Source organism: Streptomyces sp. NPDC028907 (genome assembly GCF_055564995.1).
The window spans coordinates 24,819-48,651 of record NZ_JBVHVE010000015.1 but is presented as its reverse complement, the minus strand read 5'-3'; the positions used below and the strand labels follow the sequence as shown (position 1 = coordinate 48,651).

The window sequence follows — 23,833 nt, the reverse complement described above, 5'->3', positions numbered from 1 at the left end:
AAGGCTAAGCGACCCCGGGGAAGGGCAGGCACGCCCCCGCGCCGCCGCTCCTCCCCGGCGCGGCTACCGAGCCGCAGCTCAACGCCGGTGGGGGAGGATGGGAGGCATGGACGCCGAGCTGTTCCCCCGGGAGCGCACGCAGATCGCGCCGGGCGCGGTCCACGTGCCCGACTGGCTGGATCCGGGCCTGCAGCGCGAGCTGCTGGAGGCCTGCCGCACATGGGCCCGCCCACCGGCCGGCCTGCGCACGGTGCGCACCCCCGGCGGCGGCACCATGACCGCCCGCCAGGTGTGCCTCGGCTGGCACTGGTACCCGTACGGCTACGCCCGCACCGTCGTCGACGGCGACGGCGCCCCGGTGAAACCGTTCCCCGAGTGGCTGGGCGAGCTGGGCAAACGCGCGGTGCGGGACGCCCTGGGCGAGCCGCGGGCCGCGGACACGGAGGCCGCGTACGACATCGCCCTGATCAACTTCTACGACGCCGACGCCCGCATGGGCATGCACCGCGACGGCGACGAGCACTCGGACGCCCCGGTGGTGTCGCTGAGCCTCGGCGACACCTGTGTCTTCCGCTTCGGCAACCCCGAGACCCGGACCCGGCCGTACACGGACGTCGAGCTGCGCAGCGGCGACCTGTTCGTGTTCGGCGGTCCGGCGAGGCTCGCCCACCACGGTGTGCCGAAGGTGCAGCCGGGCACCGCACCGCCGGAGTTGGGGCTGACCGGCCGGCTGAACATCACGCTCAGAGTGAGCGGCCGGTAGGCCCCCGTACCTGCGGATCATGGGAGACTCGCCCTCATGAGCGGCAAGGCGGACCCCCGGACGGCGGGGGAAGGGACCACCTCGAGGACGCGGTTGGACCGGGGGCGCGGTGCGCTCGGACCCGCGTTGGAGCTCGTGCACACCGGACGCGCCCCCACACGCGCCGTCCTCACCGCCGAACTCGGCGTGACCCGGGCCACCGCCGGCGCGGTCGCCGCCGAGCTGGAGGCCCTCGGGCTGATCCGGGTCGACGCCCGGCCCGGCGCGGCGGCCGGTTCCCAGGGGCGGCCCTCGCACCGGCTGGCGGTCGCCGAGGACGGCCCGGTCGTCCTCGCCGCACAGGTGCACGCCGACGGGTTCCGGGCGGCGCTGGTCGGCCTGGGCGGCCGTATCGTCGCCACCGCGCCCGGCTGCGAGACGGTCGACGCCGATCCGGCGAAGGTCCTCGGCTCGGTGGTCGAGGCCGGCGCCGACCTGCTGCGCGCGACGGGCCGCCGCTGCGTGGGCGCCGGTCTCGCCGTCCCCTCCGCGGTCGCGGAACCGGACGGCCTGGCACTGAACCCCCTGCACCTGGCCTGGCCCGTCGGGGCGCCGGTGCGGCGTATCTTCACGGAGTGCGTACGCGCGTCCGGCATCACCGGACCGGCCTTCGCCGCCAACGACGTCAACCTCGCCGCCCTCGCCGAGCACCGGCACGGCGCCGGGCGCGGCTCCCGCGACCTGCTGTGCGTGGCCACCGGGCACCGGGGTGTCGGCGGCGCGCTCGTGCTGGACGGCCGCCTGCACACCGGCAGTTCGGGCCTGGCCCTGGAGGTCGGCCACCTCACCGTGCACCCCGAGGGCAGACCCTGTCACTGCGGCAGCCGCGGCTGCCTGGACGTCGAGACCGACCCGCTGGCATTCCTCACGGCGGCCGGCCGCGAGCCCGGCCCCGAGGGCTCCCTGCTCCAGCAGGCCAAGGACCTGATCCGCACCCAGTACGACGACCCCGCGGTCCGCACGGCCACCGAGGCCCTCATCGACCGGCTCGGCCTGGGCCTGGCCGGCCTGGTCAACATCCTCAACCCGGACCGCATCATCCTCGGCGGCCTACACCGCACCCTCCTCGACACCGACCCCGACCGCCTGCGCGCCGTCGTCGCCGACCGCAGCCTGTGGGGCCAGAGCGGCGGCGTCCCGATCCTCGCCTGCACCCTCGACCACAACAGCCTGGTCGGCGCGGCCGAGTTGGCGTGGCAACCGGTGCTGGACGATCCGCTCGGGGCGCTGGCGCCGTAGGTCACCGCTCGTCGGCGGTCTCCAGGATCCGCGTCCGGGGCGTCCCGGCCAGCGCGGGCGCGTTCTCGGACGACGACCACACCCTCGACCTCAGGAACCCCAGGAACCGCTCGGCCTCGGCCACGTCCTCGAAGTCGAGGTCCACGACGACGTAGGCCGGATCGTCGACGGGCTGCTGGACGCGGTAGTGGCGTACACCCGCGTCCGCGCGTGCCGGGGCGAAGCGGTCGAAGGCCGTCTTCCACTTGGCGAAGTCCGTGATCGGATGCTCGATGTGCAGGGTCGGCATGGCTCCTCCTCGGCCGTTCCCACCGCTCACCTCCCATGCTCGGCCGCGCGTCGGGCGGGCGCACGCCCAGCGGTAGGCTCGGCACATGCGGATCTCGGTCTCCTCGGACATGGACGAACCTCTCGCCCGCCTCCTCGTCACCGAGCTGCGCGACCGCGGCCACGACGTGGTGACCCACGGCGCCCTCAGCCCCGGCGACGACCCCCAGTGGGCCGCCTGCTCCGAGGCCGCCGCCCGAGAGGTCGCCGACGGGACCGCGGACCAGGCGGTCGTGTGCTGCTGGACCGGCACGGGTGCGTCGATCGCCGCGAACAAGGTGCCGGGCGTACGGGCGGCCCTGTGCACGGACGCCTACACGGCGGACGGCGCCCGCCGATGGAACGACGCCAATGTGCTCGCCCTCAGCCTGCGCCTGACGTCCGAGCCCCTGCTCAAGGAGATCCTCGACGCCTGGTTCGCCGGCGCGGCGAGCGGTGACGCGGAGGACCGGGAGAACGTGGCCCGGATCGGACGCCTGGACCTCAGGGAGCCGTGACGTCGACGGGGGCGGGAGAGTCGACTGGGGCGGGGGAGTCGGCGTACTGCGCCACCCCGTCGCCGAACGACCAGTTGATCGGCTCGTTCTCGATCAGGTTGACGAACACGTTTCGTGGCTCGGTACCGGCGTAGCCGTGGGCGAGTTCGGCGATCCTTCGGTACAGGGCCTGCTTCTGCGCCGGGGTTCGCCCGGAGCGCAGGGTGATCGTGACGTACACGAGGCCGTCGTCCCGGTGGATGCCCAGGTAGTCGGGGTCGTAGCGGAGCGTGCTGCGGGTGCCGTCGTGGCCGACCAGTACCTGGAACCGGTCGTCGGACGGGATCCCGACGGCCTCCACCAGGGCGTCGTGCACGGCACGGCCGAGCGCGTCCAGCCGCTCGGGACCGGCTCCCAGGGCGTCGATGCGAACGAAGGGCATGTCTGGGTCTCCTCGCTGTGAACTTCCTTGTCAGCCCCGCAGCCGTTCCAGCCCGGGCGCGGAGATGTGCAGCACCTCGTACATGTCGCCGGCGGTCTTGGGCGTGTCGTTCTCCCAGAGGGAGAAGTGGATCAGTTCCCAACGGCTCGCGTCCACGGCAGCCGCCGAGAGCACCGAGCCGCCCTCGCGGGCGATCCGCTCGGTCTCCCGCGCCGCCTCCGCCATGACGTCGCTCAACTGCCGTTCGTCCGGCACCTGTTGGCGCCGCAGCACCGCGACCCGCGCGGGGGAGCCGACGGCGCCGCCCTCCTCGTACGCCAGTCCGGGCCACTGCCGCACGGACGGCCGCCCGAAGTCGTCGACGATGCCCTGGAAGGGGCCGCCCCAGAGGAAGGTGTTCATGCCCGCGACCGTGTCCCACAGATAGAACGGCGCGTACTGGTTGACCGGCGATCCGTGCACACCGCGCTCGCGCATCAGGTACGCCTTGAGGCCCAAGCCCGGCCAGTCGTCGAGCAGATGCCCCCGGCTCGCGACGCGACGGCGGATGATTCCCATGTCGTAGTCGGCGGGCAGGGTGAGCCCGTACCGCATCGCGTGCATCGGCCGCCTTCCTAGTGGTCCTGGTCTTGGTCCTGGCGCGGTGCGAGGAGGGACAGCAGGCCCCGGACACCCACGTCGAACGCGGCGGGCGAACCGGACGCCCGGGCGAGGACATAGCCGCCCTGGACGGTCGCGACGATCGTCGCCGCGATCGCCTCGGCGTCGAGCCCGGACCCGAACTGCCCCCGCTCCTTGCCCTCCTCGACGATCCCGGCGAGCCGTTCGCGCAGCCAGTCGAGCGTCTCGTCGACCGGGGCCCGCAGTTCGTCGCTGGCGATCACGTCCGGATCCATCGTCAGCCGCCCGACCGGACAGCCGCGCAACACATCACGCTCGCGACGCAGATACGCCTCGATGCGCTCGTACGGCGTCCCCGGCCCGTCGAGTACTCCCGCCGCGGTAGCCCGCATCTCCTCGGCGGTACGGCGGATCGCGGCCAGCGCGAGATCCGGCTTCCCCTTGAAGTGGTGGTACATGCTGCCCTGCCCGGCACCCGAACGCTCCAGGATCGCCTTGGGGCTGGTGCCCACATAGCCGCGCTCCCACAGCAGTTCGCGAGTGGACTCGATCAGCCGGTCCGGGGTGTCCGAGGTGCTCATGCCCTCACTGTACATACTAGTAGTTACAGAAGTCGAGCCCCGCGGAAGCAGAGCAGCCCGCCCCGCCTACTCCCCGCGGGGTACGCACACTGCCGCTGGCCGTACGACGACCCGGACCCCCCTGCGGCGCGAGCCTCGAAGCATCACCGAACGACCCATCCGAACCGACTCGGGAGATGACTCGAGATGCAGACCCTGGCTCACTTCGCCGACGGCGGCCCCGGCCCCTGGATCCTCCTCTTCCCGCTGATCTGGGCGGCCGTCGTGATCGGCGGCATCACCCTGCTGCGCCGCACCGTGTGGCGCGGACGCCGCGGCCCCTGGCGGCCGGCCGCCGACGACAACTCACCCATCACCGTGCTCGGCCACCGCTTCGCCTCCGGCGAGATCGACGAGGACGAGTACTGGCGCCGGCTGTCCGTCCTGGACGAGCAGTTCGGCCGCACCGGCAAGGGCGGTGCGGCATGACGACCACGACCCTCACGACGACCGTGCCGACGGCCGCCCGCGTCGTCGACGCCGTGAAGGTGTACGGCACCGGCGACACCAGCGTGCGGGCCCTGGACGGGGTGAGCGTCGACTTCCCGGTCGGCCGCTTCACCGCGATCATGGGGCCCTCGGGCTCCGGCAAGTCCACGCTGATGCACTGCGCGGCCGGCCTCGACACGCTCACCTCGGGCACCGCCCACATCGGCGACACCGAGCTGAGCAGCCTCGACGACCGTCGCCTCACCCTCCTGCGCCGCGACCGCGTCGGCTTCGTCTTCCAGGCCTTCAACCTGGTGCCGACGCTGACCGTCGCGGAGAACATCACCCTGCCGCTGGACCTCGCGGGCGGCAGGGGCGACCGGGAGTGGATCGACGCGCTGATTGACGTGGTCGGGCTGCGCGCCCGGCTCCACCACCGCCCCTCCGAGCTGTCCGGCGGCCAGCAGCAGCGCGTCGCCGTGGCCCGGGCCTTCGCCGGACAGCCGGACGTCGTCTTCGCGGACGAGCCCACCGGCAACCTCGACTCCCGCTCCGGCGAGGAGGTCCTGGGCCTGCTCGGCCGCACGGTGCGCCAGACGTCCCGCACGGTCGTCATGGTCACCCACGACCCGGTGGCCGCCGCCCACGCCGACGAGGTCGTCTTCCTCGCCGACGGACGCCTGGTCGACCGCATGGAATCCCCGACCGCCGACAAGGTCCTGGACCGCATGAAAGCCTTCGAGGTGCCCTCATGAACGCCGGGAACGCGATGAACGGCATGAACGCCTCCGTCCGCCTGAGCGTGTCCTCCCTGCGCGCTCACAAGCGCCGCTTCGCCGGTACGTTCCTCGCCGTCTTCCTCGGCGTGGCCTTCCTCGCCGGAACCCTCGTCATGGGCGACACCCTGCGCGCCGGCTTCGACACCATGTTCGGCAACGCCACCAGCGGCACCGACGCCGTCGTCCGCAGCGCCGACGCCATCACCACGCCCGGCGAGAGCGAGGGCGTACGCGAACCGGTCCGCACCGACCTCGTCACCACGATCGAGCGGGCACCCGGCGTCGCCGCAGCCGTGCCCAACATCCAGGGCGCCGGCCAGCTCGTCGGCAGCAACGGCGACCCCATCGGCGGCCAGGGCCCGCCCACCCTCGCCGGCAACTGGATCACCGACCCGAAGCTCAACCCGTACCGTCTCGCCGAGGGCCGCGCCCCGCAGAAGTCCGGCGAGGTCGTCGTGAACAGGGGGACCGCCGAACGCGGCGACCTGAGGATCGGCGACACCACGACCCTGCGCACACCCGAACCGGTCAAGGTGACGATCGTCGGCCTCGCGACCTTCGGCGGCGAGGACGGCATGGCCCAGGTGACCTTCACCGGCATGACCCAGGCCGACGCCGAGAAGTACCTCACGGCACGGCCCGGCGAGGCCGCGAGCATCCAGGTGCGGGCCGCCCCCGGCACCAGCCAGCAGGAACTCGTCGACGAACTGACGACCGTGCTGCCGGGCGGCGTCGAGGCCATCACCGGGCAGGAGTCGGCCGCCGAGAACACCGACATGATCTCCAGTCAGTTCCTGACCCTGTTCACAACCTTCCTCCTGGTCTTCTCCGGTGTGGCTCTCCTGGTGGCGACCTTCTCCATCCACAACACCTTCGCGATCGTCGTGGCCCAACGCACCCGTGAGAACGCCCTGCTGCGTGCCCTCGGCGCCTCCCGTCGCCAGGTCACCGCGTCGACCCTCGTCGAGGCGACCGCCGTCGCCGTCGCCGCGTCGGTGGCCGGTCTGGCGGGCGGCATCGGCATCGCGGCCGGCCTCCAGGCCCTGTTCCCGGCGATCGGATTCCCCTTCCCCGAGGGTGACCTGGTGCTGAAGCCCCTCTCCATGACCCTGCCGCTCGCGGTCGGCGTCGTGGTCTGCCTCGGTTCCGCCCTGCTCCCCGCCCGCCGGGCCGGCCGCACCGCACCCCTGGCCGCCCTGCGCGAGACGGCCGTCGACACATCCGGCGCGTCCCGGACCCGAGCCGTCACCGGCGTGGGTCTGGTCGCCCTGGCGATCGGCGTGACGCTCAGCGGAGTCCTGCTGACCCCGTCCCTCTGGCTGGCGGGCACCGGCGCGGTCCTCGCTCTGGCCGCCTTCGTGGTCCTCGGCCCGGTCGCCTCCACCACGGCCGTACGGATCCTCGGCGGCCCCCTCGACCGGCTGCGCGGCGTCACCGGCGGCCTCGCCCGGCGCAACGCCCTGCGCAGCCCCAAGCGCACGGCCGCGACCGCGAGCGCCCTGATGATCGGCGTAGCCGTCGTCTCCCTCTTCACGGTCTTCGGAGCCTCGCTGAAGGCGACGATGGACCAGACGGTGTCCAGGTCCTTCGCGGGCGACGTGGCGGTCAGCACCCCGTCGTTCGGCGCGGGCGGCAGCGGCCTGAGCCCGCACCTCGCCGACGCCGTCCAGCGGCTGCCCGAGGTGGACACGGCCGTCGGACTCGGCCGAGGAGTCGCCGAAGTGGACGGCAAGGGAAGGGCGTTGACGGTCACGGACCCGGTCGCCCTGGAACGCACCTTCGACCTCGGCGCCGTCCGCGGCTCCCTCGACGACCTCGGCACCCACGGCATCGCCATCACCCAGAAGGAGGCCGACGCACAGCACCTGACGACCGGCGACAAGGCCCGCCTGACCTTCACCGACGGCCGTACCGAGACCTTCACGGTCCGCGCGGTCTACGGCCAGTCCGAACTCGCCGGCGACTACGTCATCACCCGCGACGCCTGGGCCCCGCACCGCACCCAGGACGCCGACACCCTGCTCGCCGTCTCCTTCAAGGACGGCGTGAGCACGGACACGGGCAAGACGGCGGTGGACGAGGTCGCGGCCCAGTACGGCAACCCAGAGGTCCAGACTCGGGACGAGTACGCGCAGTCCTCGGCCGGCGGCATCGACATGATGCTCACCCTCGTCTACGCACTGCTGGCCCTCGCGGTGCTCATCGCCCTCCTCGGCATCGCCAACACCCTCACCCTCGCCGTCCACGAACGCACGCGCGAACTCGGCCTCCTGCGGGCCGTGGGCCAGACCCGCCCCCAACTGCGCGCGATGGTCCGCTGGGAGTCGGTCCTCGTAGCGGCCTTCGGCACGGTCGGCGGCCTCGCCCTCGGCGCCTTCCTCGGCTGGGTGCTGGTCAAGGCGTCCGACGGCGCGAGCGACAGCGCCTTCGCCTTCGCGATGCCACCCCTGCAACTCCTGGTGGTAGCCCTGGTCGGCGTTACCGCAGGAGCCCTCGCAGGCCTACGCCCGGCGCGTCGCGCCGCACGCCTGGACGTCCTGCGCGCCATAGCCACCGAGTGACCCGCCCGCACCACAAGGGCCAAGCCCGCTCACCACCTGGTCGTCAGAACACGCCAGGACGACCGACAACCCCTCACCGCCCGGTCAACCGACAACGGCCGACCGGGCGGGAGCATGCTCGGGCCGGCGCAGGTCAACCCGTGCCCCGACCTCCGCGAACCGCCGCGCGGGCTCCTCCACCGCCACGGCCACGGTCGCCGTCCGCTGCGGAGCCCGCGTCCGCGCGCCCCGCGCCGGCACAGGTGTGGGCAGCGCGAACCACACGACCTTGCCGGACTCGCCGTCCGGCCGCACGCCCCAGCTCTCGCTGACGGCGGCCACCATCGCCAGCCCGCGCCCGCAGGTGGCGAGCGTGTCGGCGTCCTTCGCGTCGACGGCGTCGATGTCCGCCACGACCGGCAACCTCGGGTCGTGGTCGCGCACCGAGACCATGAGCCGGTCGAGCAGCAGCTCGATCTCGACGGTGCACGTCTTGTCCGGCTGGGCGTGCTGGTGGACGTTGGTCAGCAGCTCGGTCACACCGAGCGCGGCGCGGTCTATCAAGGGATCCAGATGCCAGTAGCGCAACTGCGCAGAGACGATTCTGCGGACCTGGCCGATCCGCGACGGCAGGGCTTGGAGCTCCACCGTGCAGTGCCTGCTTGGGTAACTGATCACGGCTGCGACTCCCCGACTGAAGAGGTCCGGAAGAACACGGAGTACGGATCCAGCAGGGTGCTTGAGGAAAACGGCCGCCTGCTGTCGTGGCCGGCGGGCTGGTTCGCAGCGTTATCGCCGGTAAACCCAGAGTGACGTGAGACCAGCGTGACGCAGGGGGTGCGGTACCGCAACTCGCGGTGACTCAGCCCTTACGCCCCGCGGCCTTCCGTACGGCCTCTATGAACCGGCGCGCCGCAGGCGGCCCCGGCTCGCCCGGTGCGGGGTCATGGTCGCCGAGGGTAAGGGAGTAGCGCTTGCCGTTGAGGTCAGCCAGCGCCCGGTCGTCCGAGAACCAGGGCTTGGACGCCCGGACGGCCTGCACCGGCGCGCTGTCGATCTCACTGCCGTAGCTGGTGAGGAGCTGCACCCTGCCGTCGCTGATGCGCACCTGTCCGGCCCGGGTCAGCGAACGCAGCCGCTTCCCGATCCGCACGCCAGTGGCCCTGAACTCCGGCTCCGCCATGCCCCGCCCCCTTGTGCGCGTCGGTGTGCCGGCTCGTCCTGTGCGGGTGCCGGCTCTGGTCGTGATCCAGTGTGCACCCCGTTCGGGATCGCGTCCCGTCCGGTGCAGTCTGCCCGCGTCCCGCGTCGAGCACCAGTGCGCAAGTCACCGCTGGGCGGGCTGTTCGGAGCACTCGCGCGAATGCGCCCCCAAGGACCGGTGAGACGGTCGCCCCAGTGGTGCCTTTGAGGCTCTCAAAGGTGTGTTTATGCAGGTGAGAAGCGTGCGAAAGGTGTTTATGCTCGAAGCGACGGCCGCGTGGGCCGCCGTCGTCGCACAGCATGAGGAGCAGCGCCGTGAGCACCGTCCAGCAGACCCCGTCCGGCGTGAGCCTCGACGTAGACCACAGCGACGCCACATATCGCGCCTGGCTGAAAGAGGCCGTACGCAAGGTCCAGGCGGACGCCAACCGTTCGGCCGACACTCATCTGCTGCGTTTCCCGTTGCCGGAGCGGTGGGGCATCGACCTGTATCTGAAGGACGAGTCGACCCATCCGACCGGCAGTCTCAAGCACCGGCTCGCCCGCTCCCTCTTCCTCTACGGCCTGTGCAATGGCTGGATCCGGCCGGCCCGCCCGGTGATCGAGGCGTCCAGCGGTTCCACGGCCGTCTCCGAGGCGTACTTCGCGAAGCTGATCGGCGTGCCCTTCATCGCGGTCATGCCGCGCACGACGAGCGCCGAGAAGATCCGTCTGATCGAGTTCCACGGGGGGCAGTGTCACTTCGTGGACGACTCGCGGAAAATGTATGAGGAGTCGGCCCGTCTCGCGGTGGAGACCGGCGGCCACTACATGGACCAGTTCACCTACGCCGAACGGGCCACGGACTGGCGCGGCAACAACAACATCGCCGAATCCGTCTTCCGCCAGCTGGAGTTGGAGCGGTTCCCGGAGCCCACGTGGATCGTCGCCACGGCCGGCACGGGCGGCACCTCGGCGACCATCGCCCGGTACGTCCACTACATGCAGTACGACACCCGCATCTGTGTCGCCGATCCGGAGAACTCGTGCTTCTTCGAGGGCTGGACCACCGGCGATCCGGACGTCACCTGTGACTGCGGCTCGCGCATCGAGGGCATTGGCCGACCGCGCATGGAGCCGAGCTTCGTGCCGGGTGCCATCGACCGGATGATGAAGGTGCCGGACGCGGCGAGCGTCGCCGCCGTACGGGCCCTGGAGCGGGCCATCGGCCGCAAGGCGGGCGGTTCCACCGGCACCGGTCTGTGGAGCGCGCTGAAGATCGTCGCCGAGATGGTCGCCGAGGGGCGTCAGGGCAGCGTGGTGACGCTGCTGTGCGACCCGGGGGACCGGTATCTCGACAAGTACTACTCGGACACCTGGTTGGCGGAGCAGGGCCTGGACATCGCGCCGTACGCGAGGGCCATCGAGCACCTGCTGGACACGGGGGTCTGGCCCGAGTGACCGGCGTGTCGGGGCCGGGGTGGCGGATCGTCCCTTGTGGAGCAGCCTGCGCGCCGTATGCCCCGAAGGCTGCCAACGTCCCAAGCCCGCCTGAACGGCGTTCCTGTGAGAGGCATTTGAAAGTGCGTGGACAGCCCACACTCGTCATGTAAATATATGCCTCATGATGCATGATCATTCATCGACTCACGGCTCGGACCCCTTGGCGTGGCCGACCGGCTTCCGGGCCTACGCGGGGCACGGCGGGCTGCGTGCGCACGGCGACGACATCTCCGTGGTCGCGTCGGACCGGCCGGCCATCAGCGCCGCGATGTTCACCCAGAGCCTCTTCGCGGGCCCGGCCGTGGTCCTCAGCCGGGTACACGCCGCGGGACAGAAGCTGCGTGCCGTGACGACGCTGGCGAACAACGCGAACGTCGCCACCGGGCGTCAGGGCGAGGAGAACGCCGCCGAGGTCGTCCGCCGTGTCGCCGGGATTCTGGGCGTTCCGCAGGACGAGGTGCTGATCGGCTCCACGGGCGTCATCGGACGCCCCCTGCCGATGGATGCCATCCGAGCGCACTTCGACGAGACTGCCCGGCACGGCCTCGCGGCGTTCCGGGCCGCGCCCCTGGACGTGGCCCGCGCGATGATGACCACCGACACCCGGCCGAAGACCGCGACGCGGACCGTCGGACAGGCCCGCATCGTGGGCGTGGCCAAGGGCGTCGGCATGCTGGAGCCCAACATGGCCACGATGCTGGCCTATGTGTTCACGGACGCGGAGATGTCCCCGGCCGACCTGGACAGCGCCCTGCGCACTGCGGTGAATCGCACCTTCAACTGCCTGAGTGTCGACACCGACACCTCCACCTCCGACACCGTGGCGGTCATCGCCAACGGCGCCGCGGGGCCGGTCGATCCCGCTCGGTTCTCCGAAGCCCTCGCCGACCTGTGCCTGGACCTCACCCGGCAACTGGCCAGTGACGGCGAAGGCGCCACGAAGCTCCTGCGCGTCACGGTCGGCCAGGCCGGCGACCCCGCACAGGCCAAGCGCGTCGCCAAGAGCGTGGTGAACTCCCCGCTGGTCAAGACCGCGGTCCACGGCGCCGACCCCAACTGGGGCCGAGTGCTGATGGCCATCGGCAAGAACACCGACGACACCGCCATCGTGCCCGGCAAGGTCACCGTGAGCTTCGGCGACATCGAGGTGTATCCCTCGGAACCCGAGGCCGACACCCTCGACCGACTCGTCGCCCTCATGCGCCAGGACGAGGTCGACATCGTCATCACGCTCGGCCTCGGGGCGGCCGAAGCCACGGTCTACGGCTGCGACCTGTCCGCCGGATACGTCCGCGTCAACGCGGACTACACCACGTGACCGGGCACGAACGCGGGGAAGGATCCCCCTCGTGCTCGTGATGCCTCAGCGGCCGAGGGCGCGCACCGGGCGGGCCCGCCCTTCGGGCGGACGACGGGAATTTGACGACGGGACTTTCGAAACTCCCCTAGCGCGCCGCTGCCGCGAGCCGCCGGTCCAGCGCGGTCACCGCGTCCCGGAACGCCCGGCCCAGACCGGGCCGGGCGATGCCGAAGGCGAACCGGAAGGGCGCCGTGCCGTCCACCGCGAACGTCCACTGCACCCGGGTGCCCGCCCCAGCCGGGGCGAGCCTCCACTCCTCGACCATGGCGCGCGCTCCCGGCGCGTTGGTGACGTCGATCCGGTAGGCGTACACCTCCGGGCTCTTCGCCGCGAGGATCGTCTCCTCGAAGCGCGTACCGCCCTTGAGCCGGATCTCCCGCCGGGCTCCGCCGTCCAGCGGACGGGCCAGCGTCACCGCCGAGAACCACTCCGTCCAGCCCGGCACGTCCTCGGCCAGCGCGCGGTGCACCGTCTCCGGGGGAGCGGAGATCTCGCGCGCGAAGACGTGCCGTACGGGCGCGGTCCCGACGAAGTCGAGCTGCACCTCACGCAGCAGGTGAGCCATGGACGAAACCCCCTATGCCGACGCCGCTCCGGGCAGCGTCACCATAGCTGGCGCCCCGTCAGATGTCTGCACCCTCATCGGGCTCGCCCGCCACCACCAGCCGACGCAGCTGCTCGGAGATCTCCGAGCGCGCCTCGCTGTCGAGACCGGCGTCCGTCACCAGCGTGTCGACCTGCTCCAGCGCCGCGAACGAACTCAGCCCCACCACACCCCACTTGGTGTGGTCGGCGACCACCACGACCCGCCGCGCCGACTGCACGAGACGCCGGTTCGTCTCGGCCTCCGCGAGGTTCGGCGTGGACAGGCCGGCCTCCACCGATATGCCGTGCACCCCGAGGAACAGCACGTCGAAGTGGAGCGCCGCGATCGCCTGGTCGGCCACCGGACCCACCAGCGAGTCGGACGGCGTGCGCACCCCGCCGGTCAGCACGACCGTGGCCGCGCCCTGCCGGGGGCCCGACGTGCGCTGCGCGGCGTGAAAGACGTCGGCCACCCGCACCGAGTTCGTGACCACCGTGAGGTCGGGCACCTCGACCAGCTGGTGCGCCAGCGCGTACGTCGTCGTGCCGCCCGACAGCGCGATCGCGCTGCCCGGCGCGACCAGCTCGGCCGCCGCCCGCGCGATGTCCTCCTTGGCCGTCAGCTCCAGGCCCGACTTGGCCTCGAAGCCCGGTTCGTGCGTGCTGGCCTCCACCACCGGGACCGCGCCACCGTGCACCTTCTCCAGGACGCCCTGCCGGGCGAGCGCGTCGAGATCGCGCCGCACCGTCATGTCCGACACGCCGAGCTTGCGGGTCAGCTCGTTGACGCGTACCCCGCCCCGGCGCCGAACCTCGTCAAGGATCAGGGCGCGCCGCTGCTCCGCGAGGAGGTTCTGATTCTCACTCACGTACGCTCCGGTCCTTTCGCCTCAAGCTGTCCGCCACACCCGCGCACCTGCTCTGATGAGGACATTCTCACCCCTCCCGGCGCGCGGGAGGTCCCATACTCGCACGGGTCGGTACCCCTCGCGCCACTGGCTGTCCCGACGCGCGCATGTCACGACCGCAACGCCTGTTCCCCTGTTCTTCACGCGGATCGGGGAGATTGCGTGACGAGAGGTGTACGGGACCCCCTTTGCGGAGATCCTTGTGCCCGCACGGACAGAAGCCAACGGCTCGTCACGGGGGAAGTGCGAAGAGTGGAACGTGCACAGAGACAGGAAAACGCCGGAATCGCCCTGGAACTCCTGGTTCACGGCGTCGGCGGCACCACACCACAGGAGATGCTCGACGATCCGCGGACCGTACGGATCACCGGCGACGACACGGCCGCCGTGTTCCGGCGGGCCGACGACGTCGACGCCGAGGACCGACCGGACGACTACCGGGGCAGACCGGTGCCCGAGGCCTACGTCTGGTGCAACCTCACCTCGGGAAACAGCGCCCGCGCCCTGTGGCTGCTGTTACTGCCGTTCATGGTGGTCAACCTCGCCCACTGGATGCGCCCCACCACGCGTGACCGCGCACGGACCGTACGTCTCTACGGCCTGCTCGTGCGGCTCGCGGGTCTGACCCTGACCGTGCTGCTCGTCGCCGCCGCCTGCGAGGTCGCCCTGGACCTCGCGGCCTGGCAGTGCGCGGGCACCCCCGCGTGCGCCGAACGCAACAGCTGGCTGGGCTTCCTCTCGCCCACGGTCTCGAACGGCGGCTGGTGGAGCCACCCCGGCCGCAGACTCGCCCTCGCGGCACTGGTGCCCGCCGCACTCACCGGCCTGCTCTGGTACCTGTCCCGCCGCACCTGGAGCGCCTACGAGTCCCAGCAGCCGATGTCCCGCGACGCCGAGCCCGACGCGGAGTCCGGCGGCACCTCCCTGGGCCGCCCCGGCTTCTGGTACGGCCGCCGCCTGGTCGCCCGGCTGCGCGCCGCCCACACCGCAGCGGGCCTGCTGACGGTGGCCGCGGCGGTCGGCTCGGCGGCGGCGCGCTTCGACCGCGGGCCCGGTGGCCCCGCGCTCCTCGACACGCTGGGTTGGCTCCTGGACGCGGCACTGGTCGCCTGCGCCGCCGTCGTCGTGTGGGTGGTCTGCCGCCGGGGCCGCAGCGAGAACCGCCTCGACCAGGAACTCGACGAGCACCTCGTACGACGCCTGCCGCTCGCCGCCCTCGTCCTGCTGGCGCTCGCCCTGGTCTACGCCGGGTGGGACCGCCCCGGCTGGCATTCCACCGGCCGCCTCCCCGGCGACCCCACCTTCGGGGCCATCGCCTTCTTCCAGGGCCTGCTCGTCATCGTCCTCGCCGTCGTCGCCCACCTCCTGCACCGGACCCGACCCGACCCGCGCGCCGCCATGCGGGGCCTGGGCGGACCGGCCGTGGTGATGCTGGCCTGCGCCCTCGGCGGGGTGATGTCCGGCGGGGTCGCCCAGCGGGTCGCCGACTGGCTGGACGGCACGGGCGCGTCCATCGCCGGCCCGCCGGTCCTGCTGACCTGGCAGGCCTCCGTGATCCCCCCGCTGCTGGTGCTGCTGCTGTCGCTCTGCGGCTGGCTGGCATGGCGGGCCTGGCTGCTGCGCCGCACCGAGCTGGGCAGGGTGGAGCTCGACTACGCCGGCGAGCCCCGGGACACGGCCCGCACCCGCCGTATCGCTAGCACACGCGCGATGGCGACGCTCACCGACCGCGCCCCCCTCTTCGTCGCCGTCACCTCCACCGCGACCCTGCTCCTGGGCGCCGGCGCCCTCGTCGGAGCCCTGACCGACCAGACCCCGAGCGAGGCCGCCGACGGAACGTACGCCGTCGTGCACGGCGCGGCCGAGACCGCGCAGGCGCTGGGCTCCTGGCTGATCGGCTTCGGCTTCATACTCTTCGTCACCGGGGGCAGACGCGCCTACAAGGACGCCTCCGCACGGCGCACCATCGGCATCCTCTGGGACGTCGGCACCTTCTGGCCACGCGCCGCCCACCCCTTCGCCCCGCCCTGCTACGCCGAGCGCGCGGTACCCGACCTGACCTGGCGCATGGCGACCTGGACCCGCGCCGAGGACGACCGCCGCCTCGTCATCTCGGGGCATTCCCAGGGCAGCGTGCTCGCCGCCGCGGCGGCCTGGCAGCTGACCCCCGCCGACCGCAAGCGGGTCGCGCTCCTCACCTACGGCTCACCCCTGGAACGCCTCTACGGCCGCTGGTTCCCGGCCCACTTCGGCCCGGCAGCGCTCGCCTCCCTGCACGCCGAGGTCGACTGCTGGCGCAACCTGTACCGCGTCACCGACCCCATCGGCGGCCCGGTCCGGCTGCCCGGCAGCTGCACCCCCGCGGTGGACCGCGAGGCTCTCAAGGACCCGCTGGCCTACGGCCGTACCCCCGCACACCCCCTGCCCGCCCCGATCCTGGGTCACGGCGACTACCAGGCCGACCCGGCGTTCGCGCGGGAGCGGCAGCGGCTGCTGAGACGGCTGCGGCCCGAAGTGCCGGCACAGCGGCCCGAGTCCGACGTGCAGAGCTGATCCCGGGCCTGCCGGGCCGCCTCAGGGCAGCTCCGGCAGGTCCTCCTCGTACAGCAGGGTCAGGTCGTCCGTGCTCGGCTCGTCGAGCTGGGCGACCCGGCCCGCGTGCCGCTCCACCATCGCCTCGAAGGTCTGACGTGCCGTACGGCCGTTGCCGAACGCCGGGCCCTTGGGAATCGCCGTGAAGTACTTCTGAAGAGCCTCGGCCAGGCCCGGACCGAGCCGGTACTCGTGCTCCTCGGCCTGCTGCTCCACGATCCGCAGCAGCTCGTCGGGTCCGTAGTCGCTGAAGGTGATGGTCCGCGAGAAACGGGACGCCACACCGGGGTTGACCGACAGGAACCGCTCCATCTCGGCCGTGTAACCCGCCACGATCACCACGACCGCGTCCCGGTGGTCCTCCATCAGCTTCACCAGCGTGTCGATGGCCTCCTTGCCGAAGTCCCGGCCCGAGTCCTCCGGCGACAGCGCGTACGCCTCGTCGATGAACAGCACACCGCCGCGCGCCTTGTCGAAGGCCTCCTGCGTGCGGATCGCGGTGGAGCCGATGTGCTCGCCGACCAGGTCGACCCGGGACACCTCGACCAGGTGACCCTTCTCCAGCACACCGAGGGAGGCGAGGATCTCGCCGTAGAGCCGGGCGACCGTCGTCTTGCCGGTACCGGGGGAGCCGGTGAAGACCAGGTGGCGCTTGACCGACGCCGCCTTCAGCCCCGCCTGCTGGCGGCGCCGCCCCACCTCGATCATGTCAGTGAGGGCGCGCACCTCGCGCTTGACGCTCTCCAGGCCCACCAGCGCGTCCAGTTCACCGAGGACCGCCTTGGAGGTCCGCGTCGGCTGCGCGGGCTCCGCTGCAGCGATCAGCGGCTCCTGCTCGGTGCTGCGCTGGCCGGGGATCGCGCCGAGGAGGCCGGGGGACTGGTGCGCGGTCTGTACGGCGGGCTCGGTCGCCGGGGCCGGCGGCCTGAGGCCCGCGCTCTCGTCGCTGGTGCAGTCCTCCACGTCGGGGCCGACCCCGGACGCCGCGTCCGGCCCGCCGTCCGCGAACTCGTACCCGCCGCGCGCGCACCGCTCCGTCCGGCACTTCCTCAGCGTCGTACGGCAACCGTCGATCACATGGAAGCCGTATCCGGCGCTGCCCCGCACCCGGCAGTTCAGGAAGGTGCCGCGACCGCCCGCCGAGACATAGAACCCGGCCTCCGCGGGCGAGTCGACCGTGCAGCGCTCGATGGTGGGGTCGGCGCCCTTGGTGACGATCACGCCGGTCTGGTTGCCGTCCAGGGTGCAGTTGTTGAGGGTTCCGCCACTGCCGTGGTCCCGGAACCAGGCGCCCGTCGCAGCGTCCCGGATCCGGCAGTCGTCGAGCTGGGCCGTGGCGCCGTCGCTCACCGACACGGCCGTGTTGCGCACCTGGGACAGGTCGCTGTCGACGACGTCCGCGCGGGAACCGCGGTCGAGGACGAACAGGGCGTCCGGCACGTCGTGCACCCGGCAGGAGTCCAGCACCGCCGTGGCGCCGTCACTGACCCACACCGCCGGGTAGTCGCCGGTGCTGTCGAAGATCTCGCACTGGTTGGCGTCCACGCGTGTGCCCGGATCCCACACCGAAAGGCCGTTGCGTCCGAACTGACGCACCGTCGTACGGGTCAGCGTCAGCACCGAGCGGGAACGCAGGTCGACCGCGTTCTCCGGGATGTCGTGGATACGGCAGTCGGCCAGGGTCAGCACGGCGTCCGTGTCGAGCGTGACCCCGTCGGCGGTGGTGCGGTGCACATCGCAGTCCGTGAGGTGGGCGGTGGCCCGGCCGGTGATCTGGACGCCGGAGCCCCGGACCTCGTAGACCTCGCAACCCACTGCTTCCAGCGCGGAGTTCTCCCCGGTCGCCGTCAGCCCCGAACCCGACGCGTGGTGGACCCGGCAGCGCTCCAGACGCGGATGCGCGCCCCCGCGTACGGCGATTCCCGCCTGACCGGCCGCGACGACCTCGCACTCCTCGAACACCCCGCCCCCGCCGTCGAGTACGGCGATGCCGATGCCCGCGGGATTGTCCACGGTGCAGCGCCGCACCGTCGGCCGCGCGCCGCCCCGTACCTCGATCCCGGCCGCGGACCGCGTGACGATCCGCACGTCCGAGAGCTCCGGGGTGCCCTCCTCCACGAGCAGTGCGGGTGCCGCCGCGTCCTGGCCCTCGACATGCAGGTCCTGCACCACGGCCGAGGCACGCACTGTCAGCGGCACACCGTCGAGCGGCGCGATCCGCACCGAGCCCGGAGAGCCCTCCGGGCCGCGCAGGGTCACCGCTCGCTGGACGACGAGGTTCTCCCGGTAGGTGCCGGGCGCGACGGTGAGGACGTCACCGTCGGCCGCGGCCTCCAGGGCGGCGGCGAGCGACGCGTACTCACCCGTGCGGCGCCGCCACCGCGATGTGCCGGTGTGCGTCACCTGGACCGTGCCCTGTGCCATGGCGTTGATGTGCCCCCACCTCGTAGTACGCGGGTTTTGCTGCCGAAGAGTTCGGCCGGTCCACCGTAGCGTGCGCGCGGGCGGTGGGTTGACCAGAGCCGTAAGGCCGTCAGCTACCGGTGCCGGTCCGGCCCCAGTCCGGACCCGCCTTGTCCCATGCCTGGTCCCAACGGGCGTACCGGCGACGGACCATGCGCCAGACGATCAGCCGTCTGCCGCCCTCGATCAGGCCGACGGCCAGCAGGGCCGCGCCGAAGCCGGCGAGCACGGCATGCGTTGCCGCGGTCGCGGAGTCCAGCGGGCGGGCCACGGCGCGGCCCTGTGCATCCGTCCATATCCTGAACCGGTCGCCGGGCTGCGGGGTGTCGAGGCTCGTCATGACCGAGCCCTGGTGCACGGTGCCGTCCGGCGCGGTCCAGTCGGCCACGACGCGGGTGCGCATGGTCCGCCCGGTGGCGGCCTCGGGGTCGGCGTCCAGCGGGGAGCCCTCCAGTTTGCGGACCACGCTCGCCGTCACCAGGTGCCGGGACGCCCGCTGTTCACGCACGGACTCCTGCAAGGCGTCCTGGGCCAGGCCGCCGATCAGCGAGCCGGCCACGGGCACGACGACGAGGATCAACAGCAGGGCCGCGAGGGCGAGCCAGGCTTCGGCCAGATCGGTCGCACGGCGCAGCGGATTGTCCCGCCAGCGCCAGAGTCCGCTGATCGCCCGCATCGTCCGGCCACCCCCTTCCCGCTCCGTGATAACCCCGTGCAGAGCAGCTCACTCGCGAGCCCGGTGAAGAGAGAGCGAAATCACCGCCGCCGGGTCTCTCATGAACTTCTCACGAATGGCCCAACGCGCGGGCCCCCGGGCGCGGTTCCCGCACGCTGCCGCCCGCGGGGGTGAATTCTCAGTCGAGGATCGTGACCGGGTCGCCCACCCGGATCGTGCCGCGGGAGAGGGGCACCATGTTCTGGCCGAAGATCAGCTTGCCCTCCTGCCTGCGGTGTCGGCCCAGGGTGTGCAGGGGCTCCCGGCCGCGCTCGGCGGTGGCCTGGTCGGTCGTGGTCACCACGCAGCGCCCGCACTTCTTGGGGACACGGAAGGTGACCTCGCCGATGGCGATGCGCGACCAGTCGTCCTCAGCCCAGGCGGCGGTGCCCGACACGACCACGTTCGGGCGGAAGCGGTTCATGGGCAGTGGGCCCTCGTCCGGGTGATCACCCTGCGCGATGAGGGAGTTGAGCGCGTCCAGGGAGGCCGTGGTGGTGACCAGCAGCGGGAAGCCGTCGGCGAAGCCGACCGTCTCGCCCGGCAGCGCGTACTCCGGGTCGACGGGGCGGCGTGTGCCGGGGGCGTCCATGTGCACGAGGCGCGTGTCGACGCCGAGGAAGGCGGTGCACCAGGTGTGCGCGGCGTCGCCCTCGGCGAGAACCGCTTCGACCTTGTCCCGGAAGATCTGCATCGGCACGGTGCCGGACGCGGTCGGCACGGGCACGGGCAGCGGATCCATGCCGGGTGCGGACAGCTCGACGCCGCCGCCGGGCAACAACTCGGCGGCGGCCAGCGCGAGGCGCGGCTGCTGGCGCTGTGTAACGACCTTTCCCCCGTCGTCTATCAGCGCCCAGCGTCGGTCTCCGGCCAGCCCCCAGGGCTCCACGACGGCCTCCCGGGGCGCGGTGCCCCGGAACGCCTTGACCGGATGAACGTGTATCGACTGCAACTGTGCGTGCCCCATGGGCCCATCGTGCCAGGTGGCGCCGACAGTCCGGGGGAACGGTCAGTAGCCGCGGTACTGCTGGTTGTTGTACGGGTCCTGGTAGGGAGCCGCGGCGGGGCGGGGAGCCGCGGGGCGCATCGCCTCGTAGCCCATGCCGCCGGGCGCCACCGGGCGAGGTTGCTGCGCCTGCGGACCCGGATAGCCGCGCGGCGCGGCCGCCTGCTGAGGGATGTACGCCGCGGGCGCCTGTTGCAGCGGAGCGGGCTGCTGCGCCTGCGGATAACCGTAGGAGGGCTGGGACGGGCCCGCCGGGAGGGCGGGCAGTGCCGACGGCAGCGCGGGCAGATTGCCGCCCGGCATGTCGTACGCGGCGGGGACCCGGATCGGGGCGATCTGCGGGGTGCCCCGCTCGGCCACGAGCGAGTCGTAGATCGGAGTGTCCGGGAAGGAGGCGGAGTAGTAGCCGCCGCCATAGGTGGAGCGGGGGGAGGTCATGGCGCATACGTTAAGCCCACGATGTGCTGGTTGGGGAGACCGATAAGAGGGTTGTTTTATGTGTCCGCAGTGACGCCGGATCCCCAATGCGAGCGAACTTGGCAAAAAGGGACGCCAATCCGCGCTCGGATCGTGTAAATGCCGAGTTCCGGGCGGGTTACCGGGGGTTGGCCCTCGGGGTTCCCACGCCCCTCATGGGAGTTCCCCGGTGCGGGGAATAGGTTGACCCTGTAGAAACCCGATGAGCTGCCGGGACAACCCTGGCGCGGTGACCCGTGATGGGGGCGGACATGTCAATGCCGAAAGGATCGAACGTTCCGGTGCCGACCACGGCACTGAGGGTCGAATTGGGCTGGCGCTCCGGGCCGGGCGTGCCCGACGCGGACGCCTCGGCGCTGCTGCTGGTCGGCGGAAAGGTCCGTTCCGACGGGGACTTCGTCTTCTACAACCAGCCCGCACACTCCTCCGGTGCCGTCCGCCACGAGGGCAAGCGCGACGCCGGCGGCCGCGTGACCGACAGTCTGCTCGTCGACCTCGCGCGCGTGGAGCCCGCGATCGAGACCGTCATCCTCGCCGCCTCGTCCGACGGCGGGTCGTTCGGCCGGATTCCGGAGCTCTATATCGAGGTGAAGGACGGCGCTCAAGGCACCGTCGTCGCTCGTTTCGACAGTACGGGCGCCACCGTGGAAACCGCTTTCGTTCTCGGTGAGTTCTATCGTCGGCAGGGCGCCTGGAAGTTCCGCGCCGTCGGCCAGGGTTACGGCAGCGGCCTCGAAGGCCTCGCCACCGACTACGGCATCACGGTCGACGAACCCCAGCAGGCGACGCCCGCCCCGCCGGTCACGAACCCCGTGACCCCACCCCCGCCCGTGGCGCCTCCGGCCCCCGTGCGGCCGCCCGCCATGCCCCCGGTCCCGCCCTCCGCACCCCAGGCGCCGGTCAGCCTCAGCAAGGTGACGCTCACCAAGGCGGCGCCCTCGGTCTCGCTGACCAAGCAGGGCGGCACTTCCGGCGTCATGCGCGTGAACCTCAACTGGCAGGTCCGCAAGCAGTTCTCGGGCTGGGCCGGCAAGCTGGGCCGCCCGGTCGCCATGCACAACGATCTGGACCTCGACCTGTGCGCCCTGTACGAACTCACCGACGGACGCAAGGGCGTCATCCAGTCCCTCGGCAACGCCTACGGCGCCCTGCACCAACCCCCGTACATCCACCTCGACGGCGACGACCGCACCGGCGCCGTGGCGAGCGGCGAGAACCTCACCGTCAACCTCGACCACCAGCGGGACTTCCGGCGCATCCTGATCTTCGTGACCATCTACGAAGGAGCACGCTCGTTCGCCGACCTGCACGCCACGGTCACGCTCACACCGCAGCACGGCGCACCGGTCGACTTCTCGCTCGACGAGTGCACGGTCCCTTCGACGGTCTGCGCCCTCGCCCTGATCACCAACACCGGCAGCGATCTGGTCGTCCAGCGCGAGGTTCGCTACCTGGTGCCCGAGCGGGGGGTGAGCCCGCAGCGCACGGTGGACCACGCGTACGCGTGGGGCATGAACTGGACGCCCGGCCGCAAGTAGTCAGCCCTCGTCGGGCACCGCGTCCGGACGGGTGTAGGTGCGGCCCTTCCAGGCCGCGCCGCGCCCCCGGTAGTGCTGCACCGCGGAGTCGACCGTCATCAGAAGATAGAGGAACGCGGTGAACGGCAGCAGCGGAGCGAGCCACAGCTGCTGCCGGTAGTAGCGGAGCATCGGGACGTACGTCCCCGTCATCACCAGCCAGGCGAGCCCGCCGATGACCGCCGCCGCCGTGTCCCCGACGGCCGGACCGGCGATCAGGGCCACGGGCGGCACCAGATAGACCAGAGCGAGCCCGGCGACCGTTCCGGCCAGCAGCAGAGGGTTGTGCCGCAGCTGTGCGTACGCGCTGCGCGACACCATCCGCCACAGGTCGTGCAGCCGGGGGTAGGGGCGCACGCTGTCCACCCGCTCGGCCAGCCCCAGCCAGATGTGGCCGCCACCGCGCTTGACGGCCCGCGCGAGTGCCACGTCGTCGATGACGGCGTGCCGGATCGAGTCCGGAATCCGTGCCCGCTCCGCGGCCTCGGCGCGCAGCAGGACGCAGCCGCCCGCCGCGGCCGCCGTACGCGCCCCCTTCCTGCCGATCCGGCGGAAGGGGTACAGCTGCGCGAAGAAGTAGACGAAGGCCGGCACGACCAGGCGTTCCCACGCGCTCTCCACCCGTAGCCGGGCCATCTGCGAGACCGCGTCGAAGCCGCCGGTGCGTGCCGCCGCGACCAACTGCCGCAGACTGTCGGGCGCGTGCGCGATGTCGGCGTCCGTCATCAGCAAGTACTCGGGGCCACGCGCGCGTGCCAACCCGATGCCATGGCGCACCGCCCACAGCTTGCCGGTCCAGCCGGCCGGTGGTTCGCCGGGGGAGTCCACGGTCAACGGCAGCCCGCCGTACCGCCGTGCCAGCTCGCGCGCCAGCTCTCCGGTGCCGTCCGAACTGCCGTCGTCGATCAGGAAGACCTCCGCCCGCCCCGGATAGTCCTGCCCGAGCAGCGACGGCAGGCTCGCCGGGAGTACCGCGGCCTCGTCACGTGCCGGGACCACGACGCAGACCGACGGCCAGTCGTCCGGTTCCGTCCGCCGGGGGAGTCTGACGTCCGTGCGCCAGAAGAAGCCCTGGCAGAGCAGCAGCCACAGCCAGGCGGCGAGTGATCCGGCGGCGGTCCACGCGATGGCGCTCACGCGCGCAGTCTGCCCCACGCGGAGGGCTCGCAAGGGCCCATCGTCTATCGTGG

General features: G+C 72.0%; 23 protein-coding genes. 10 read left to right on the top strand and 13 right to left on the bottom strand.

The genetic code is table 11. From position 1 onward, the window contains the following. Positions 1-106: 106 nt before the first annotated feature. Positions 107-763, top strand: coding sequence for an alpha-ketoglutarate-dependent dioxygenase AlkB family protein (locus tag ACZ4UU_RS35905; protein WP_471907583.1), 657 nt, complete (start codon positions 107-109; stop codon positions 761-763). 36 nt (positions 764-799) lie between these two features. Beyond that, positions 800-2,041 (top strand): ROK family protein, encoded by a 1,242-nt coding sequence (locus ACZ4UU_RS35900; RefSeq protein WP_471907582.1) that lies wholly within the window; start codon positions 800-802, stop codon positions 2,039-2,041. A gap of 1 nt (position 2,042) precedes the next feature. Here the strand turns inward: ACZ4UU_RS35900 and ACZ4UU_RS35895 are convergent, their stop codons facing one another. Beyond that, complete coding sequence (locus ACZ4UU_RS35895; RefSeq protein WP_471907581.1) at positions 2,043-2,330, bottom strand: hypothetical protein; 288 nt, start codon at positions 2,328-2,330, stop codon at positions 2,043-2,045. An 85-nt stretch (positions 2,331-2,415) separates the two neighbouring features. Between ACZ4UU_RS35895 and ACZ4UU_RS35890 the strand changes: the two genes are divergently transcribed. Next, positions 2,416-2,865: an RpiB/LacA/LacB family sugar-phosphate isomerase gene (locus tag ACZ4UU_RS35890; RefSeq protein ID WP_471907580.1), complete on the top strand. Its 450-nt coding sequence runs from the start codon at positions 2,416-2,418 to the stop codon at positions 2,863-2,865. Here the strand turns inward: ACZ4UU_RS35890 and ACZ4UU_RS35885 are convergent. From ACZ4UU_RS35885 to ACZ4UU_RS35875, 3 genes are read right to left on the bottom strand one after another with little or no spacing between them, the layout of a single operon-like run. Then, on the bottom strand, positions 2,852-3,286 hold the full coding sequence (locus ACZ4UU_RS35885; protein ID WP_471907579.1) for a tautomerase family protein: 435 nt from the start codon (positions 3,284-3,286) through the stop codon (positions 2,852-2,854). The genes ACZ4UU_RS35890 and ACZ4UU_RS35885 overlap by 14 nt on opposite strands. Before the next feature lie 30 nt (positions 3,287-3,316). Then, positions 3,317-3,889, bottom strand: a complete 573-nt coding sequence (locus ACZ4UU_RS35880; protein ID WP_471907578.1) for a DUF4865 family protein — start codon at positions 3,887-3,889, stop codon at positions 3,317-3,319. Between the two features lie 11 nt (positions 3,890-3,900). Further along, positions 3,901-4,503 (bottom strand): TetR/AcrR family transcriptional regulator, encoded by a 603-nt coding sequence (locus ACZ4UU_RS35875; protein ID WP_471907577.1) that lies wholly within the window; start codon positions 4,501-4,503, stop codon positions 3,901-3,903. A gap of 171 nt (positions 4,504-4,674) precedes the next feature. Between ACZ4UU_RS35875 and ACZ4UU_RS35870 the strand changes: the two genes are divergently transcribed. From ACZ4UU_RS35870 to ACZ4UU_RS35860, 3 genes are read left to right on the top strand one after another with little or no spacing between them, the layout of a single operon-like run. Then, positions 4,675-4,956, top strand: coding sequence for an SHOCT domain-containing protein (locus ACZ4UU_RS35870; RefSeq protein ID WP_471907576.1), 282 nt, complete (start codon positions 4,675-4,677; stop codon positions 4,954-4,956). After that, complete coding sequence (locus tag ACZ4UU_RS35865) at positions 4,953-5,711, top strand: ABC transporter ATP-binding protein (RefSeq protein WP_471907575.1); 759 nt, start codon at positions 4,953-4,955, stop codon at positions 5,709-5,711. The genes ACZ4UU_RS35870 and ACZ4UU_RS35865 overlap by 4 nt, the downstream gene beginning before the upstream one ends. 23 nt (positions 5,712-5,734) lie before the next feature. Continuing rightward, entirely contained in the window at positions 5,735-8,296 is a 2,562-nt protein-coding gene (locus tag ACZ4UU_RS35860) for an ABC transporter permease (protein WP_471907745.1), read from the top strand. Positions 8,297-8,380: 84 nt separating this feature from the next. Here ACZ4UU_RS35860 and ACZ4UU_RS35855 read toward each other — a convergent pair whose 3' ends face one another. Both ACZ4UU_RS35855 and ACZ4UU_RS35850 read right to left on the bottom strand, forming a co-directional pair. Next, positions 8,381-8,953, bottom strand: coding sequence for an ATP-binding protein (locus ACZ4UU_RS35855; protein WP_471907574.1), 573 nt, complete (start codon positions 8,951-8,953; stop codon positions 8,381-8,383). 184 nt (positions 8,954-9,137) lie between these two features. Further along, a complete protein-coding gene (locus tag ACZ4UU_RS35850) occupies positions 9,138-9,458 on the bottom strand; it encodes a hypothetical protein (RefSeq protein WP_062717296.1) in 321 nt (106 codons plus the stop codon). Positions 9,459-9,793: 335 nt separating this feature from the next. Here ACZ4UU_RS35850 and cds1 point away from each other — a divergent pair, with 335 nt between their 5' ends. Together cds1 and argJ are read left to right on the top strand one after the other, a co-directional pair. Further along, on the top strand, positions 9,794-10,918 hold the full coding sequence (gene cds1, locus ACZ4UU_RS35845) for an L-cysteine desulfhydrase Cds1 (RefSeq protein ID WP_471907573.1): 1,125 nt from the start codon (positions 9,794-9,796) through the stop codon (positions 10,916-10,918). A 163-nt stretch (positions 10,919-11,081) separates the two neighbouring features. Next, positions 11,082-12,278, top strand: coding sequence for a bifunctional glutamate N-acetyltransferase/amino-acid acetyltransferase ArgJ (gene argJ, locus ACZ4UU_RS35840; protein WP_471907572.1), 1,197 nt, complete (start codon positions 11,082-11,084; stop codon positions 12,276-12,278). A gap of 127 nt (positions 12,279-12,405) precedes the next feature. On the opposite strand, the gene ACZ4UU_RS35835 is transcribed toward argJ, so the two are convergent. Together ACZ4UU_RS35835 and ACZ4UU_RS35830 are read right to left on the bottom strand one after the other, a co-directional pair. Further along, the gene (locus ACZ4UU_RS35835) at positions 12,406-12,885 is read right to left on the bottom strand and encodes an SRPBCC family protein (RefSeq protein WP_471907571.1); all 480 of its coding nucleotides are present in this window, start codon (positions 12,883-12,885) and stop codon (positions 12,406-12,408) included. A gap of 58 nt (positions 12,886-12,943) precedes the next feature. Beyond that, positions 12,944-13,774, bottom strand: a complete 831-nt coding sequence (locus ACZ4UU_RS35830) for a DeoR/GlpR family DNA-binding transcription regulator (RefSeq protein ID WP_234761214.1) — start codon at positions 13,772-13,774, stop codon at positions 12,944-12,946. Positions 13,775-14,065: 291 nt separating this feature from the next. Between ACZ4UU_RS35830 and ACZ4UU_RS35825 the strand changes: the two genes are divergently transcribed. Next, positions 14,066-16,366, top strand: a complete 2,301-nt coding sequence (locus ACZ4UU_RS35825; protein ID WP_471907570.1) for a hypothetical protein — start codon at positions 14,066-14,068, stop codon at positions 16,364-16,366. 21 nt (positions 16,367-16,387) lie between these two features. On the opposite strand, the gene ACZ4UU_RS35820 is transcribed toward ACZ4UU_RS35825, so the two are convergent. From ACZ4UU_RS35820 to ACZ4UU_RS35805, 4 genes are all read right to left on the bottom strand, one after another. Further along, positions 16,388-18,829 (bottom strand): right-handed parallel beta-helix repeat-containing protein, encoded by a 2,442-nt coding sequence (locus ACZ4UU_RS35820; protein WP_471907569.1) that lies wholly within the window; start codon positions 18,827-18,829, stop codon positions 16,388-16,390. Positions 18,830-18,938: 109 nt separating this feature from the next. Continuing rightward, positions 18,939-19,544, bottom strand: coding sequence for an Rv1733c family protein (locus ACZ4UU_RS35815; protein WP_471907568.1), 606 nt, complete (start codon positions 19,542-19,544; stop codon positions 18,939-18,941). Between the two features lie 178 nt (positions 19,545-19,722). Beyond that, complete coding sequence (locus ACZ4UU_RS35810) at positions 19,723-20,550, bottom strand: MOSC domain-containing protein (protein WP_471907567.1); 828 nt, start codon at positions 20,548-20,550, stop codon at positions 19,723-19,725. A 42-nt stretch (positions 20,551-20,592) separates the two neighbouring features. Then, a complete protein-coding gene (locus tag ACZ4UU_RS35805) occupies positions 20,593-21,027 on the bottom strand; it encodes a DUF6643 family protein (protein ID WP_471907566.1) in 435 nt (144 codons plus the stop codon). Between the two features lie 296 nt (positions 21,028-21,323). Here ACZ4UU_RS35805 and ACZ4UU_RS35800 point away from each other — a divergent pair, with 296 nt between their 5' ends. Next, on the top strand, positions 21,324-22,604 hold the full coding sequence (locus ACZ4UU_RS35800) for a TerD family protein (protein WP_471907744.1): 1,281 nt from the start codon (positions 21,324-21,326) through the stop codon (positions 22,602-22,604). On the opposite strand, the gene ACZ4UU_RS35795 is transcribed toward ACZ4UU_RS35800, so the two are convergent. Then, the gene (locus ACZ4UU_RS35795) at positions 22,605-23,798 is read right to left on the bottom strand and encodes a glycosyltransferase (RefSeq protein WP_471907743.1); all 1,194 of its coding nucleotides are present in this window, start codon (positions 23,796-23,798) and stop codon (positions 22,605-22,607) included. Positions 23,799-23,833: the final 35 nt, after the last annotated feature.